18 protein-coding genes are annotated in these 15723 nt (G+C 57.7%); 10 read left to right on the forward strand and 8 right to left on the reverse strand.

The window, feature by feature from the left end:
• Positions 1 to 83 precede the first annotated feature (83 nt).
• Genes GYM54_RS18090 through GYM54_RS21890 form a run of 6 tightly spaced genes read right to left on the reverse strand, consistent with a single transcriptional unit; the run spans position 84 to position 4363 of the window.
• Positions 84 to 1121: an acyltransferase gene (locus GYM54_RS18090; RefSeq protein ID WP_181100112.1), complete on the reverse strand. Its 1038-nt coding sequence runs from the start codon at positions 1119 to 1121 to the stop codon at positions 84 to 86.
• Between the two features lie 20 nt (positions 1122 to 1141).
• Positions 1142 to 2029: an ABC transporter ATP-binding protein gene (locus GYM54_RS18095; RefSeq protein WP_181100114.1), complete on the reverse strand. Its 888-nt coding sequence runs from the start codon at positions 2027 to 2029 to the stop codon at positions 1142 to 1144.
• On the reverse strand, positions 2026 to 2859 hold the full coding sequence (locus GYM54_RS18100) for a hypothetical protein (RefSeq protein WP_181100116.1): 834 nt from the start codon (positions 2857 to 2859) through the stop codon (positions 2026 to 2028). The genes GYM54_RS18095 and GYM54_RS18100 overlap by 4 nt, the downstream gene beginning before the upstream one ends.
• Positions 2856 to 3656: a hypothetical protein gene (locus GYM54_RS18105; protein WP_181100118.1), complete on the reverse strand. Its 801-nt coding sequence runs from the start codon at positions 3654 to 3656 to the stop codon at positions 2856 to 2858. The genes GYM54_RS18100 and GYM54_RS18105 overlap by 4 nt, the downstream gene beginning before the upstream one ends.
• A gap of 58 nt (positions 3657 to 3714) precedes the next feature.
• Positions 3715 to 4167, reverse strand: a complete 453-nt coding sequence (locus GYM54_RS18110) for a hypothetical protein (RefSeq protein WP_181100120.1) — start codon at positions 4165 to 4167, stop codon at positions 3715 to 3717.
• A 19-nt stretch (positions 4168 to 4186) separates the two neighbouring features.
• Entirely contained in the window at positions 4187 to 4363 is a 177-nt protein-coding gene (locus GYM54_RS21890) for a type IV pilin protein (protein ID WP_181100122.1), read from the reverse strand.
• Positions 4364 to 4874: 511 nt separating this feature from the next.
• Between GYM54_RS21890 and pilB the strand changes: the two genes are divergently transcribed.
• From pilB to yacG, 5 genes are all read left to right on the forward strand, one after another.
• Positions 4875 to 6578 (forward strand): type IV-A pilus assembly ATPase PilB, encoded by a 1704-nt coding sequence (gene pilB / locus GYM54_RS18120; protein ID WP_181100124.1) that lies wholly within the window; start codon positions 4875 to 4877, stop codon positions 6576 to 6578.
• A gap of 2 nt (positions 6579 to 6580) precedes the next feature.
• Positions 6581 to 7804, forward strand: coding sequence for a type II secretion system F family protein (locus GYM54_RS18125; protein WP_181100126.1), 1224 nt, complete (start codon positions 6581 to 6583; stop codon positions 7802 to 7804).
• A 4-nt stretch (positions 7805 to 7808) separates the two neighbouring features.
• The gene (locus tag GYM54_RS18130) at positions 7809 to 8672 is read left to right on the forward strand and encodes an A24 family peptidase (protein ID WP_181100129.1); all 864 of its coding nucleotides are present in this window, start codon (positions 7809 to 7811) and stop codon (positions 8670 to 8672) included.
• 314 nt (positions 8673 to 8986) lie between these two features.
• Positions 8987 to 9595: a dephospho-CoA kinase gene (gene coaE, locus GYM54_RS18135; RefSeq protein WP_181100131.1), complete on the forward strand. Its 609-nt coding sequence runs from the start codon at positions 8987 to 8989 to the stop codon at positions 9593 to 9595.
• Entirely contained in the window at positions 9592 to 9786 is a 195-nt protein-coding gene (yacG, locus tag GYM54_RS18140; RefSeq protein ID WP_181100133.1) for a DNA gyrase inhibitor YacG, read from the forward strand. Before coaE ends, yacG begins: the two co-directional genes overlap by 4 nt.
• Positions 9787 to 9795: 9 nt before the next feature.
• Here yacG and GYM54_RS18145 read toward each other — a convergent pair whose 3' ends face one another.
• Together GYM54_RS18145 and GYM54_RS18150 are read right to left on the reverse strand one after the other, a co-directional pair.
• Positions 9796 to 10488: an energy-coupling factor ABC transporter permease gene (locus tag GYM54_RS18145; RefSeq protein ID WP_131649934.1), complete on the reverse strand. Its 693-nt coding sequence runs from the start codon at positions 10486 to 10488 to the stop codon at positions 9796 to 9798.
• 78 nt (positions 10489 to 10566) lie between these two features.
• The gene (locus GYM54_RS18150) at positions 10567 to 11604 is read right to left on the reverse strand and encodes an NADP(H)-dependent aldo-keto reductase (RefSeq protein WP_131649935.1); all 1038 of its coding nucleotides are present in this window, start codon (positions 11602 to 11604) and stop codon (positions 10567 to 10569) included.
• 394 nt (positions 11605 to 11998) lie between these two features.
• On the opposite strand from GYM54_RS18150, the gene rplM reads away from it, so the two are divergent.
• The 5 genes from rplM (at position 11999) to GYM54_RS18175 (ending at position 15710) form a co-directional block, all read left to right on the forward strand.
• Positions 11999 to 12427, forward strand: a complete 429-nt coding sequence (rplM, locus tag GYM54_RS18155) for a 50S ribosomal protein L13 (protein ID WP_019342644.1) — start codon at positions 11999 to 12001, stop codon at positions 12425 to 12427.
• Positions 12428 to 12441: 14 nt separating this feature from the next.
• Positions 12442 to 12834 carry a 30S ribosomal protein S9 gene (rpsI, locus tag GYM54_RS18160; protein WP_131649936.1) on the forward strand — a complete coding sequence of 131 codons (393 nt, stop codon included), beginning with the start codon at positions 12442 to 12444 and terminating at the stop codon, positions 12832 to 12834.
• A gap of 262 nt (positions 12835 to 13096) precedes the next feature.
• The gene (petA, locus tag GYM54_RS18165; protein WP_131649937.1) at positions 13097 to 13690 is read left to right on the forward strand and encodes a ubiquinol-cytochrome c reductase iron-sulfur subunit; all 594 of its coding nucleotides are present in this window, start codon (positions 13097 to 13099) and stop codon (positions 13688 to 13690) included.
• The gene (locus GYM54_RS18170) at positions 13690 to 14901 is read left to right on the forward strand and encodes a cytochrome bc complex cytochrome b subunit (protein WP_131649938.1); all 1212 of its coding nucleotides are present in this window, start codon (positions 13690 to 13692) and stop codon (positions 14899 to 14901) included. Before petA ends, GYM54_RS18170 begins: the two co-directional genes overlap by 1 nt.
• Entirely contained in the window at positions 14901 to 15710 is an 810-nt protein-coding gene (locus GYM54_RS18175; protein WP_131649939.1) for a cytochrome c1, read from the forward strand. The genes GYM54_RS18170 and GYM54_RS18175 overlap by 1 nt, the downstream gene beginning before the upstream one ends.
• Positions 15711 to 15723: the final 13 nt, after the last annotated feature.

Raw genomic sequence — 15723 nt, forward strand, 5'->3', positions numbered from 1 at the left:
TGGCGACTATATTCGAGGAGGTGGTTAAGGTGCCGCAGTGCCGGACCGGGTAAGAAGCAGATTTAGCCAGAACGTTGTATGTATTAGGGCAAGCTAACCGGGGTACTCGTTGGCCTCTTGCGCCAGCGACGAATCGGTTGTTCGATCAGGTGATGGCTGAACATGGCCAGAACAAACGCTACGGCTGTACCAGCCAATAGGGTCAACCACCATAGATGCTGGAGTTTCAGGTATTCCATGGCAGGGTAATGAAACAGGTACAGCCCATAGGACAGCTGGCCGACATACACCAGAGCGCGCCAGGCCAGCATCTTGCCCAGCAATCCATGCGGTCGGCAGTGCAGCCAGAGCAGGATATATAGCACCGTTACTTCAACCAATGGCAGGCCAAAGCTCAGCCGCCCCTTGTCATCGGTTGGGTACAGCATCACCGCCAGCAATACCAGCCAGGCCAATACCAGCCAGTGCCTGCGCAACAGCTGCTCTGGCACTGGCAGTTTGTTACCGATCCACATACCTAGGCAGGCACCGAGCAGCAGGCCGCTGATACGCATGTCGAAGCGATAATAAGCTTCAACACTGCCAACCCCCCCTATTTGTAGGGCTGTCATACGCCACAGCCCCAGCAGGGCAATACCGGCAAGCAGTAACGTCAAGGCAACACGTAGGTTTCTCAAAGCCATCAGGCCGAGCAGGGCCGGTGGCCAGAGCAGATAGAACCGCTCTTCGATACCCAGCGACCAGGCATGCAGCATCATTTGCGGCCCCATGCCGAATACAAGTGCCAGATCGGCCTGATAGATCAGCACCACGATCCAGTCACGGATATGGAAGTAATAATCCGGCCACAACAGGGGTGCGAACAGGGCATAGAGTAGCAACAGCAGAAGTAGCGGTGGGGTCAAGCGCCAGAGCCGCTGGCGATAGAAACGTCGTAGATCAACGGCGCCACTGGCCTGATGCTCCGCCAGCAGGATACGGGTGATCAGATAGCCGCTGAGGACGAAGAAAATGTCCACGCCGACATTGGCTCCCGGCAACCCCGGCATGCGCCCATGGAAAAGCAATACCAGTAATATGGCGACAGCGCGCAGGCCGTCGAGGGCGGGGGAATAAGGCATGTGCCGCTCCTTGTCTGTCCTCAGACAGTCTCGCTGACAATGTCGTCGAACAGCTCCTCTAGGGAATTCTGCGGATGAGCATTGAGCAAGGTGCCGCCGGCATCGGCAATGGAGGCTAGGGTTGTCGGCATCTGAGCGCGTTCACAACTGCCTTTCCAGATCATTCCGGCATCCTCGACAAAGCCCGGGAGGGCCTTGGTGCCGTAGTAGCGCACCACGAGCGTGTTCTGGCTGGCCAGCATATCAGCGATGCTCTGCTGGGCACGGATGCGGCCCTTATGGATCATCAGGAAACGGTCGGCCAGGCGCTCGACGTCATGAAGGATATGGGTAGAGAAAAACAGCGTGCCGCCGCCCTGGCGATACTCCTGCATCAGGTCGGCGACCTGGCGACGGCCCACCGGATCAAGACCCGACATCGGCTCATCCAATACCAGCAGTTGTGGCTCGATGGCGAAGGCATGGGCCAGTGCGGTGCGCTGGGTCATACCCTTGGACAGGTTGCGGATGCGCTTGTCTGCCGCATAGGCGATACCCAGGCGCTCCAGCCAGTGTTCGGTACGGCGATGGTTTTCGGGGCCCTTGATGCCGTGCAGACGCAGGCCGCTGCTCACCACCTCGCGCGGCGTCAATTGATCGTAGAGATAGGGGTTTTCCGGCACATAGCCGACGCCCTGACGTGAAAGCGGATCATCCGCGGCGCGCCCCATCAGCAGCGCCTGGCCGGCATCGGCGCGCAATGCGCCGAATAGTATCTTGATGCTAGTGCTCTTGCCGGCACCGTTCTGCCCAATAAACCCGACCGACTGGCCGCTCTTGACGGTAAAGCCCACATCGTCCAGCGCCTTGATGGCCTTGCCCTTGCTCTTGAAGGACTTGTATAGCCCTCGCACTTCGATTGGTGTCATTGCGAATCCTGTTGCTTCACATGATCGGCCAGCAGCGGCTGACCCTCGGCGGACAATAGATAACCCAGCTGCAGCGGGTCTTCAGGCAAAGCTTCAAGCCCGGCATGGCCGATCAGCTCCTCAAGCTGCGACGGTGCACGCCCGTGTTGTTGGTGATATTCGTCGGCCGCTGTGCGCAGCGCCTGCAAGCCTTGTAGACGCACAATGCGCGCGGCGAGCAGGGCGCGAAAATTCTCGTCCTTGCTCTGGTCATACATGGCGATAAGGATGCTCAGGGCGATTTCAGGGTCGTCGTCTCGCTCGTACCACTTGGCCGCCATATCGCGCAGAGCTGCTGCATTGCCAGGATGGCGTTGGGCAGCCACTTCGGCCCAGTGGCCGGCCTTGTTCATGTCGCGCTCGAAGTACATAGCGTTGAATGCGTAATAGAACGCGGGCCACATATCCCAGTCTCGACTCTGTGCCGCCTTGAGCAGCACATCCTGCGCCGCAGCCACCTGGCCGTTCCACGGCAAGATGGCTGCGCCAACATAGTAGTTATCCTCGTGGCGAGAATTAAAGAACGCTGCGTCAGCCTGCAACTGCCCCTGAATGCGGTAGGTCTCCTGCTCGGTGATGGAAGCCGCCACCATCAGGCTACGAAACACGTTGAGGTTGGCAGCTAGGAAGGGATCTCCTGCCGCATAGGTCAGCTGCACCGGGATGGGCATGCGCACCCGCAGCACCTCGGCGCGGGCCTCCGGGCGGGCATGGTCGCGTAACAGCTGGCCGGTGACGGCAAAGCCCGCCCAGGCGAACAGCATGATCGTCAGGACAAACAGCGTTCTCATGTGAAATTGCGCCGCTGGAAGATCAACACGGCCAGCGCCAGTAAGGCGCCGATATAGGCCAGTGCATTGAGCGCCGCCAGTGTCATGGCCAGCGGCTCGGCGGGCAGGTCATAGAGCGATAGCACGCGCCAGTCCAGGCGCGACAGGTCGGGCAGCCAGACGTAGGCATGCTCCAGGAGCGGGCTGAACACTTGCTCATGCAGCGGGTCGGAACGCTCGCCGCGCAGGTAATCGATGGTCGGCCCCATGCCGCGTGCCGCCAAGGCAAAGGCCAGGCCGAGCAGAAACGGCAGAAAAGGTGTGGTCGAAAGGGTTGCTAGCAGCAGCGCAAAAGCTGCGACCACCAGCAGGTCCAGCCACAGGCCCAGCAGAACCAGGGCATAGCTCCAGCCCAACGCTGGCGGGCGCATCTGTGCGTATTCGGAGCCGAAGAGATACAGCAATACCCAGAAGGCCGCGCCGATAAACAGTACGCTCATGCCGCCCAGCGCGGCAACGGCGAAAAATCTCGACAATAGGAACTGCCAGCGGGCCACCGGGTAGGCCAGCATGAAATATACCGACTTGCGTTCGATATCGCGGGCCAGCAAGTCCTGCATCCAGACCAAAACCATCAGCAGCAGGACAATGCGCATACCGCTGAAAGCCACATCGAGGGTCACTGTCAGTTGCTGGCGGCCGGAAAAGTTGCCGGCCAGAAAGGCCATGCCCAGTAGTGCCAAGGTAGCCAGCAGTAGGATGCGAAAGCCGAGGCCACGCAAGCCCATGCGCACACCAAGCCTTGTGAGTTCAAACATGCTTGCCTCCATAACAAACAAGCCCCCTAACGGGGGCTTGTTTGAACACTAACCGCGATCAGATCTCACGGTTGCAACCGTTGGCTTTACTGAGGTCAAGGGTCCCCGTTACAACCAACCCCGCGCTGAGGTTTGTATCGGATTTGGCTGTGGGCTTGCCGCATTGAGAAACACTGCCGCCTACGGAGGAACCGGTGAATACGGTATAACCCTTGTTAGAACCGGCGACCACGCCCATCCGGTTATTGGCTGCATCATCGTTCAAGCCGGCAATTACGTTGGCCGACAGGGTGCCTTCAAAGTCGTTCTTAATGAAGCCAGCGCGGGATGCGATTGCCGTGAAAGCATATTGGCGCGCCAGGTTGATGTTAGTGGTCACGTTGCCGATCGCATTATAGCCAGTCACGAGCGGGATGGTGGTAGTAGTACTACCACCGCCACCACCAGTAGCATGAGCACCAACGGAGACGAAAGCACTAGCGAAGAGAGCTGCGGCAATAATCTTTTTCATCGCAAAAATTCCTTTTGACTTAGTTGGAGTTGGCGATGCCGCCGGTCAGGATATTACGAGCGTCGGATTGCGCCGACTTGTCGTAGCCCTTGGCTTGGTAATCCTGGAATTGCGGAATGGCGACTGCAGCCAGGATTCCGATGATCGCGACCACGATCATCAGCTCAATCAGGGTAAAGCCTTTTTGCTTCTTCATTGGAAAGCTCCTGTGTTGGTGAGGTCGTTGGACCTGTAAATACAGGAGCAGCTTCTGTGCCAGGCGAAGCGGGGTAGCTGGTTGGAAGTTTGGGGTTGTGCGGTAGCTCACTTTTCTGTGGCTTTGCCAGTGCGGTGTTTTGGCGCGGGATTAGAGGTGTCGAATGCGGGTTTTAGCCGCAGGGCGCGCCTTACAAAAGAGCAGGTTGTGCCTGGAGCTATGCTGGACTTGGGTTCGCGGTGCCTTTGGGGTGGGAGTTGTGTTGGTGGGTCAGTCTCGGTGAGCGCCTTTCCTTTATATAAAGGTAGTCGGCTGCGTCATCGTCGCGAGGGTGCGCCTCCTGCAACGATAAAGGCGCGATTTGGTTGGCGATAGCCGTCACCCCTATCGTCAAAGCACCCCTTACAGTCAGCAAGTGACAAAAATTGCCACTTTGTTTCTGCGCGTTTGGCTCTCCCTAGGAACTGCGTTATAAGGGCGCGATATTTATTCAGCCTTTATAGGCAATTTAATGAACGAAAACGCTCCTCTCGGTGGTTTAGCTCGCCAGTTGGTATTGGTTGGTCAGCTTGATGAAAAGGTCGCGCAGCAGGCCCAGCAACAGGCCCAGCGTAATCAGGTGTCGCTGGTTTCCTGGTTGGTGCAGAACAAACTGATAAAAAGTCGGACGGTGGTGGATGTCGCTGGTGAGCAGTTTGGCGTTCCGTATTTCGATCTGAGTGCTCTGGACAGGGAAACCCAGCCTACGGACCTGATTAGCGAAAAGCTGGTACGCCAGCACCGTCTGCTTCCACTGCAGCGTCGCGGTAACAAATTGTATGTCGCGATTTCCGATCCAACTAATCATCAGGCCATCAGCGATATCCAGTTCAACACCGGGCTTTCTGTCGAATCGGTGCTGGTTGAAGATGACAAGCTTGGCGAAGCGATTGAAAAACTGTTCGAGTCTGCCGACGCTGCGATGGATGGGCTTACTGATTCTGATCTCGACGAGTTGGATGTCGAGATTAGTGGTGGCGCCAATGAAGAGGATGGAGGGCACAACGAGGCCGATGATGCGCCGGTTGTGCGCTTCGTCAACAAGATGCTGCTAGACGCAATCAAGCGCGGCTCGTCGGACCTGCACTTCGAACCCTACGAGAAATCCTATCGGGTGCGCTTCCGTACCGACGGTGTGCTGCATGAGGTAGCGAGGCCGCCAGTGCAGTTGGTCAGTCGAATTTCCGCGCGCCTCAAGGTCATGGCGGCGCTGGATATTGCCGAGCGGCGCAAGCCGCAGGACGGCCGGATCAAGATGAAGGTCTCTAAGAGCAAGTCCATCGACTTCCGTGTCAACAGCCTGCCGACGCTATGGGGCGAGAAGATCGTGATGCGGATCCTCGACTCATCCAGCGCCAAGATGGGCATCGATGCGCTGGGCTATGAGGAAGAGCAAAAAGCGCTGTACATGGCTGCGCTGAAGCAGCCGCAGGGGATGATTTTGGTCACCGGCCCAACGGGATCGGGCAAGACGGTTTCGCTGTACACCGGCCTGAATATTCTCAATACCATCGATGTGAATATTTCTACTGCTGAAGACCCGGTGGAGATCAACCTCGAAGGCATCAATCAGGTCAACGTCAATCCGCGTCAGGGCATGGACTTTGCCCAGGCGTTACGCGCCTTTTTGCGTCAGGACCCGGACATCATCATGGTCGGCGAAATCCGCGATCTGGAAACCGCCGAGATCGCCATCAAGGCGGCGCAGACAGGCCATATGGTGATGTCAACGCTGCATACCAACAGTGCCGCTGAAACCTTGACCCGCCTGCGCAATATGGGGGTGCCGGCATTCAATATCGCGACTTCGGTCAACTTGATCATCGCCCAGCGTTTGGCGCGCAAGTTGTGTCCCGGTTGCAAGAAGCCGGTCGAGGTGCCGCGCGACGCCTTGCTGAAGGAAGGCTTTCCAGAAGACAAGATCGGCACGTTCCAGCTTTATGGGCCGGTGGGTTGTGACAATTGCAATGGCGGTTACAAGGGCCGTGTCGGTATTTATGAAGTGGTTAAAATCACGCCTGCTCTACAGCGGCTTATCATGGAGGAAGGAAACTCCATCGATATCGCTATTCAAGCGCGCAGAGATGGCTTCAATGATTTGCGTCTTTCGGGTCTGGTCAAAGCCATGCACGGCATCACCAGCCTGGAGGAAGTCAACCGCGTGACCAAGGATTAACCATGGCGCAGCAGAAAGCGTTGAAAACCAGTGTGTTCACCTGGGAAGGCACTGACCGCAAGGGCAGCAGGATCAAGGGAGAGCTGTCTGGCCAGAGCCCGGCGCTGATCAAGGCGCAACTGCGCAAGCAGGGCATTAATCCGCTTAAGGTGCGCAAGAAAGCGGTCTCGCTGTTCAGCGCGGGCAAGAAGATCAAGCCGATGGACATCGCGCTGTTCACCCGGCAGATGGCGACCATGATGAAGGCCGGTGTGCCGTTGTTGCAGTCGTTCGACATCATCGGTGAGGGCTTCGACAATTCGAACATGCGCAAGCTGGTGGATGACGTGAAGCAAGAGGTGGCCGCTGGTAACAGCTTCGCCGGTTCGTTGCGCAAGAAGCCGCAATATTTCGATGACCTTTATTGCAACCTGGTGGAATCCGGTGAGCAGTCCGGCGCGCTGGAAACCTTGCTGGATAGGGTCGCAACCTACAAGGAAAAGACCGAGCAGCTCAAGGCTAAGATTAGAAAGGCAATGACTTATCCGATAGCAGTTATTGTGGTGGCGGTCATAGTTTCCGCGATCCTGCTGATCAAGGTGGTGCCACAGTTTGAGAATGTATTTCACGGTTTCGGTGCGGAACTGCCTGCTTTCACCATGATGGTGATTGGGCTCTCGCGCTGGCTGCAGGACTGGTGGTATCTGGTTATCGTTGGGATGTTTGCGGCGGCATTTCTATTCAAGCATAGCTATAAGCGCTCGGAAAAATTTCGCGATGTGCTGGATAGAGGGCTCCTCAGGTTGCCGATTGTAGGCAACATTCTTTACAAGGCCGTTGTGGCGCGTTACGCGCGAACTCTTTCGACTACCTTCGCTGCCGGCGTACCACTTGTCGATGCGCTGGATTCGGTAGGGGGTGCCACTGGTAACGTAGTGTTCCGCAACGCGGTCGCTAAAATTCGTAACGATGTGTCCTCCGGTGTGCAGCTTAATTTCTCGATGCGTACTACCGCGGTGTTCCCCTCAATGGCGGTTCAGATGACGGCCATTGGTGAGGAGTCAGGCTCGCTGGACGAAATGCTGGATAAAGTTGCGGGTTTCTACGAGGACGAAGTGGACAATATGGTCGATAACCTGACGACTCTGATGGAACCCATGATCATGGCGGTGCTGGGGGTGCTGGTGGGGGGGCTGATCATCGCGATGTACCTGCCTATCTTCCAGCTTGGCAGCGTGATCGGTTAACTCAATGATTCTTCAGTTGCTGGCCAGCAACCTGCTGGCCTTTGTTTTCTGCGTGTTTGTGCTTGGTCTGCTGGTCGGCAGTTTTCTCAACGTCGTGATACACCGCCTGCCCATCATGATGCAGCGCGATTGGCGCGCTCAGGCTCGTGAGTTTCTCGAGCTGCCTGGCGAGCCTGCCACGACGTTCAATCTGATCCTCCCTCACTCCCACTGCCCGCACTGCGATCACGAAATTCGGCCGTGGGAGAACATCCCGTTGGTGAGTTGGCTGGCGCTGCGGGGCAAGTGTTCGTCATGCAAGGCGCCGATCAGCAAACGCTACCCTTTAGTTGAGCTGGCGTGCGGATTGCTCTCGGGCTACGTCGCCTGGCATTTCGGCTTCACCTGGCAGGCCGGTGCGATGTTGCTGCTGACCTGGGGGCTGCTGGCGATGAGCATGATCGATGTCGATCATAAGCTGCTGCCGGACTCCCTCGTGTTGCCGCTGCTTTGGCTGGGATTGCTCGTCAATCTGTTCGGCCTGTTCGCTACGCTGCCGGATGCGGTATGGGGTGCGGTTGCCGGCTATCTCAGCCTGTGGTCGGTGTACTGGTTGTTCAAGCTGGTGACCGGCAAGGAGGGCATGGGCTATGGCGACTTTAAGCTGCTGGCGATGCTTGGTGCCTGGGGTGGGTGGCAGGTCTTGCCGTTGACCATTCTGTTGTCGTCGGTCGTTGGGGCGGTGCTGGGTACGATCATGCTGCGTGTGCAGAAGGCCGATAGCGGCACGGCCATTCCTTTTGGGCCCTATCTGGCGATCGCTGGCTGGGTCGCCCTGCTTTGGGGTGATCAAATCACGTCGAGTTATCTGCAGTTCGCGGGGTTCTGACGAACGGAGCGTTGTGCTTGTCAAGAAGGGCGGACGCGGAGCAGCCTAGCCTTCGTGCCCACGCGGGGCGTGGGTAAGATCGCATGCAGAAGCTTCGCCCCGAGGGCGGGCCTCCTACAAAAAACGGCGCACATCTTCGGTGGGCAACGGGCCCGCGGCGGAGAAAGCTTGCTGCCGGCTCGAAGCCCATCGTTGTCACTCCAGGGATTGACCGCGTTGATCGCAAATTTTGCCATCCATGGGCACCATCAACTTGCATCCACGCTGATCAGACGTTACTACTGCGCGTCGTTTTCCGGTCTGGGCGGTGCGTGATGAAGCCATGGGTGCTTGGTTTGACTGGCGGTATTGGCAGCGGAAAAAGCGCTGTGGTGGAAGCGTTCGGGCAGCTCGGGGTGCACTGGGTGGACGCCGATCATGCCGCGCGCTGGGTGGTGGAGCCTGGCAAGCCGGCGTTGAGGTTGATCGCAGAGCGCTTCGGCGAGGCGGTTCTTGCATCTGATGGCACTCTGGATCGTGCAGTGCTGCGTGAGCGGATATTCCAGGACCCGGCTCAGCGCAAATGGCTCGAGGAGTTACTCCACCCGCTGATTCGCCAGGAAGTCGCTGGGCACCTCGCCCGGGCAACCTCTCCCTACGCCATCATGGTGTCGCCGCTGCTGGTGGAGTCCGGCCAGTATCGTCAGGTCGACCGCGTGCTGGTTGTCGATGTGCCTGAAGCTATGCAGATCGAGCGTGCTGCCCGGCGAGATCAGTCTAGCGAAGCGCAGATCCAAGCCATCATCAAGGCCCAGGCCAGCCGCGAGGAGCGTCTGCGTCATGCCGACGATGTGCTGGTCAACGATCGTGATCTAGCTTGGCTGAAAGCTGGGGTGGAACGGTTGCACAATTTCTATCTGACGTTGCGAGGAGGTCAGGAATGAGCACTATGGTTGAATGCCCTACCTGTGGCGCGCCAGTCGAGTGGAGCGTGAAGAGTCCGAATCGGCCGTTCTGTTCCGAGCGTTGCAAGCTGATCGATCTGGGTGCCTGGGCGTCGGAAGAGCATGCGATTCCGGGTAATGAGGTCGAGGATGATCTTTTTTCCGGTGACGTGCCGCCTCGTCAGCATTGAGTCTGCGGCTCAAGCCTGCTTGTTGCCGTCATCTTTCCAGGGGGCTTGCAAATAGCGGCTGCGGTTGAAGGTTTCCATCCAGTCTGGATAGAAGACGACCAGAGCGCTGACGACGGTTCCGTTGATGAATGCCTCGGGAAACATCACCAGCCAGATATAGCCGGCAAAGTCTTCCAGCCAGGGAGGCATTGGATAGCGACCATCGATCAGCAGGATTCCCAGTCCGGCCAGAATGCACAAAAGCGCTGCTAGGCCGGCGGCAAAGAAGCCGGAAAAGAAAATGTAGACGAAAAGATTTCGCGGCTGGGTGCGTTCCACGGCAAAGGCGCAGAGCTCCGTTACCGTAACCGGTATCAGTACTAACAGCACGCCATTCAGGCCGAGCGCTACCAGCTGTTGATGGCCCGTCACGGTCAGCCCAAGCTGGGCAATGAAGGCGGCAAGGATTGCCAGTGGCCAGTCCAGTAAGAGTGTTACGGCTGTCAGTCCGATGAAGTGGAAGGACAACCCAGAGTCGAAGTCTCGACGAACCAGCCACAGCAGAAATATCGCCAGAACGGCGCCGAACACTAGATGCTGGCGCCGGGTATCGCTGAACAGTTCCACCCAGGGCGCTCGCGCGCAGGCCCAGAGCAGCCCGGCGGTATAAAGCAGCCAGCCCAGAAAAAGGCTGAATGGTGCGAGCAGTTCGGCGGCAATCATGTTCGGGCTCTTCGCTTGTGCGGGCTGGGTTTGGCGATCGTGGCGATACCAATATTCTGGCTCTTTTTTGTGTATTCCTCAGGGTGCGGGATTGGGTTGTTCGGTGTGAATCGCCTCTATGCCTTCAAGCACCTCGGCGGACAGTCGCAATTCGGCGCTGGCGAGATTGGTTTCCAGCTGGTCGAGTGACGTGGCACCGATGATATTGCTAGTGACGAAAGGCTGTTGCGTGATATAGGCCAGCGCCATCTGGGCCGGGTCCAGGCCATGTTCGCGAGCAAGTGCCACATATCGAGAGCAGGCGGCTTGCGACTGTGGATTGGTATAGCGCAAAAAACGGCTGAACATCGTGATTCGTGCTCCGGCCGGTCGAGCGCCTTGTTCGTATTTGCCGCTGAGCATGCCAAAAGCCAGGGGCGAATAGGCCAGCAGCCCGCACTGTTCGCGAATGGCTATTTCGGCCAAGCCGACCTCGAAGGTGCGATTGAGCAGGTTGTAGGGGTTCTGGATCGAAACGGCGCGCGGCCAGCCTCTGGCTTCGGCGAGCTGCAGGAACTTCATTGTGCCCCAGGGGGTTTCGTTCGACAGACCGATGTGGCGGATCTTTCCGGCCTTTACCTGCTCGTCCATGGCTTCGAGCGTTTCCTCGATGGGCGTGAAATCCTGCTCCTGATGGCGGTAACCGAGTTGGCCGAAGAAATTGGTGCTGCGTTCTGGCCAATGCAGTTGGTACAGATCGATCCAGTCCGTCTGCAGGCGCTGAAGGCTTGCATCGAGGGCCGCAACGATGTGCTGCCTGTTCATCTTCAGCTGGCCGTCACGGATGTGACTGATTCCATTGCCGGGTCCGGCGATCTTGCTGGCCAGGATCCAGTCGGCACGATTCCCGCGGGCCTTGAAATAGTTGCCGATGTAGCGCTCTGTGGTGGCATAGGTTTCCGCTCGCGGCGGCACTGGATACATTTCGGCGGTATCGAGGAAGTTGATGCCTGCGGCTCTGGCGCGATCCAGCTGAGCGAACGCTTGATCCTGATCGTTCTGTTCGCCCCAGGTCATGCTGCCCAGGCACAGCGCGCTGACATTCAATTCGGTGCGGCCAAGTTGGCGCAGTTCCATGCGGAGTCCTTTGGTCTGTTAGGTTCGTGAATCGGATTATGGGGTCGGCCGATAAGTTTCGTTCTGAGCCACGAGCCGAGTCGGTTCGTGCTGATGCGCGATTATGCCTCGGTGAGTGACGGGGCGGGCACGGCGGGTGATGATTCGCCTACTAACATGCTTGCTATTTTTCGCGTAATCCGGATAATTCCGCAGCCTGTCGCCGGGGATGCCTAGCCCGCTGACGCAAAAACCAAGGTAGGGGATGCCTAGCCTGCCGAACACTGCCGTAGCGGACGCGCTGACCCGAGCCCCCGATAGCGTCTGTTTCCGGCTGTCCTGGCCTTGCCAGGGCGAGCACCATTCAGTAAGATTCGCCGTCTTATTTTCAGGGCGGCCCCTGAGGCTATAACGAATGAAGACTTTTACTGCTAAACCGGAAACCGTCAAGCGCGACTGGTTCGTCGTCGACGCTGCCGGCCAGACCCTGGGTCGTCTGGCAACCGAAATCGCTAGCCGCCTGCGTGGCAAGCACAAGGCGGAATACACCCCTCACGTCGATACCGGTGACTACATCGTTGTTATCAATGCTGAGCAAGTGCGTGTTACCGGTGCGAAAACCACCGACAAGATGTACTACTCTCACTCCGGCTTCCCGGGTGGCATCAAATCGATCAACTTCGAGAAGCTGATCGCCAAGGCGCCAGAGCGTGTGATCGAGACCGCGGTCAAAGGCATGCTGCCTAAGAACCCGCTGGGTCGCGACATGTATCGTAAGCTGAAGGTGTACAAGGGTGCCAATCATCCGCACACCGCTCAGCAGCCCCAAGAACTGAAGATTTAACGGAATAGTTCATTATGTCGGCGACTCAAAATTACGGCACTGGCCGTCGCAAGACTGCAACCGCGCGCGTGTTCCTGCGCCCGGGCACTGGCAAGATTTCCATCAACAACCGTGAGCTGGACAACTTCTTCGGGCGCGAAACCGCTCGCATGGTGGTTCGTCAGCCGCTGGAGCTGACCGAAACCGTCGAGAAGTTCGATATCTACGTTACCGTTCTTGGTGGTGGCGTAAGTGGTCAAGCTGGCGCCATCCGTCACGGCATTACTCGTGCGCTGATGGATTACGACGAAACACTGCGTCCTGCTCTGCGCAAAGCTGGCTTCGTTACTCGCGATGCTCGCGAAGTTGAACGTAAGAAAGTCGGTCTGCGTAAAGCGCGTAAGCGTCCGCAATACTCGAAGCGCTAATCCGCTTCACAAAAAACGCCCAGCTTCATACGAAGCTGGGCGTTTTTTTATGGGCTGATTTTCACCCATGCGACAGCGTGTCGCGTTTAAGAAGTCCCGACTTTCGGGGCCTGGCGCCTAGTTGTGTCCGGTTATTACCTTGTCATGCAAGGGGCTTTTCTTTACCATTTGGCGAATTTTTTCGCGGCCTAGTTTTACGGTAGACGCACGTAGTAGACGCCTGCTTTCGGTAGGCCATAAGAAACTGATGGGAGACGACTGAATGAGCAATGACGGCGTGAATGCTGGCCGGCGTCGCTTCCTCGTAGCCGCTACTTCGGTAGTAGGTGCTGCAGGAGCGGTGGGTGCCGCGGTCCCGTTCGTGGGATCGTGGTTCCCGAGTGCCAAAGCCAAGGCAGCCGGTGCACCGGTTAAGGTAAATATCAGCAAGATCGAGCCAGGTCAGCAGATGGTTGCCGAGTGGCGCGGTCAGCCGGTGTTCATCGTGCGTCGTACCGAGGAGGCGTTGGCCAATCTGGGCAAACTCACCGATACGGTCGCCGATCCGAATTCCGAAGCTTCCGAACAGCCGACCTATGTTGATCCTGCGGTTCGCTCAATCAAGCCGGAAGTACTGATTGTGGTCGGACTATGCACTCACCTCGGTTGCTCCCCGTCCTTCCGTCCGGAAGTTGCGGCGCCTGATCTGGGTGCCGATTGGCTCGGTGGCTATTTCTGCCCGTGCCATGGTTCGAAATATGACATGGCTGGCCGCGTCTACAAGGGCCAGCCTGCGCCCTTGAACCTGCCGGTTCCCCCTCACACTTACGAGACGGACTCTTTGGTCGTCATCGGCGTGGATCAGGAGAGCGCGTGATGAGCAAGTTCATGGAATGGGTCGATGCGCGCTTCCCCGCGACCAAGATGTGGGAAGACCACCTGAGCAAGTACTACGCACCGAAGAACTTCAACGTTCTGTACTTCTTCGGTTCCTTGGCGTTGCTGGTTCTGGTCAACCAGATTCTCACCGGCATCTGGCTGACGATGAGCTTCGAGCCGTCCGCCGAAGGTGCATTCGCATCCGTCGAATACATCATGCGGGACGTGGAATACGGCTGGATCATCCGGTACCTCCACTCCACTGGCGCATCGGCGTTCTTCGTCGTCGTCTATCTGCACATGTTCCGCGGCATCCTCTACGGCTCCTACCAGAAGCCGCGCGAGCTGGTGTGGATCTTCGGCATGATGATTTATCTGGCGCTGATGGCCGAGGCTTTCATGGGCTACCTGCTGCCTTGGGGCCAAATGTCCTACTGGGGCGCCCAGGTAATCATTTCGCTGTTCGGTGCGATTCCTGTCATCGGTGCTGACCTGACCCAGTGGATTCGCGGTGACTACCTGATCTCCGGCATCACGTTGAACCGCTTCTTCGCGCTGCACGTCATCGCGCTGCCGATCGTGATCCTTGGCCTGGTGGTTCTGCACATCCTGGCACTGCACGAAGTGGGTTCGAACAACCCGATGGGTGTGGATATCAAGAAGACCAAGGACGAGGCTGGCGTGCCGCTCGATGGCATTCCGTTCCATCCTTACTACACGGTCAAGGATATTGTCGGTGTGGTGGTGTTCCTGTTCGTGTTCTGCGCCATCGTGTTCTTCTTCCCTGAAATGGGTGGCTATTTCATCGAGAAGCCGAACTTCGAAGTGGCGAACGCCTTCAAGACGCCCGAGCACATCGCGCCTGTCTGGTACTTCACGCCTTACTACGCGATCCTGCGCGCCGTTCCGGACAAGCTGCTGGGCGTAATCGCCATGGGTGCCGCGATCGCTGTGCTGTTCGTGCTGCCATGGCTGGATCGTAGCCCAGTCAAGTCCATGCGCTACAAGGGCTGGATGAGCAAGGTAGCTCTCGTGCTGTTCTGTATTTCCTTCGTCATCCTCGGCGTGCTTGGCGTGCTGTCTCCTACTCCTGAGCGCACATTGGTATCTCGGATCTGTACTGCTATCTACTTCGGTTACTTCATCCTGATGCCGTTCTACACCAAGCTCGAGAAGACCAAAGTAGTTCCGCAAAGGGTGGCTGGCTGATGAAAAAGCAATTTGCTGCATTGATTCTTGCACTGGTGCCGGCATTTGGTTTCGCCGCTGGTGGCGGCGTTCACCTCGATGAAGTCGATATCGATCTGACTGACAAGGTAGCGCTGCAGGACGGCCTGAAAACCTTTACCAACTACTGCATGGGTTGTCATAGCGCGCAGTACCAGCGCTATGAGCGTGTTGCGACAGATCTGGGTATTCCAGAAGAAGTCATGCTCGACAATATCGTCTTCACTGACGCCAAGATTGGCGATCACATGAAAATCGGTATGAAGCCGGATGATGCCAAGGGCTGGTTCGGCGCGGCTCCGCCGGATCTGACGCTGGTGGCACGAGTGCGTGGCAATGACTGGTTGTACTCGTACATGCGCAGTTTCTACGAAGACCCGGCGCGCCCGTATGGCGTCAACAATACGGTCTTCCCTAACGTGGGCATGCCGCACGTCCTGGCGCCGCTGCAAGGCCGTCAGGTCCTGCCGAGCAAGTTGCCGGAAGGGGAGTCGGTTGCCTGCAAGCAGGTCCAGGTTGTCGAGGATGGCCGCAAGCAGTTTGATCCGCTGACGGGTACGCCGATCACGCATGAAGACTGCAACGCAATGACGGTTGTGCCGGGCACCGGTGAGCTGACCGAAGCGGAGTACGACGAGAAGATCAAGAATCTGGTGACCTTCCTGGCCTACTCGGCCAACCCGGTCAAGCTGGAAAGCCAGCGCATCGGTACGTACGTGCTGCTGTTCCTGGCGGTCTTCTTCGTATTCGCCTATCTGCTCAAGCGGGAATACTGGAAAGACGTCCACTGATCCGTCGCTGTTA

It is taken from the genome of Pseudomonas sp. MTM4 (genome assembly GCF_019355055.1).
Classification (GTDB): Bacteria; Pseudomonadota; Gammaproteobacteria; order Pseudomonadales; family Pseudomonadaceae; genus Stutzerimonas.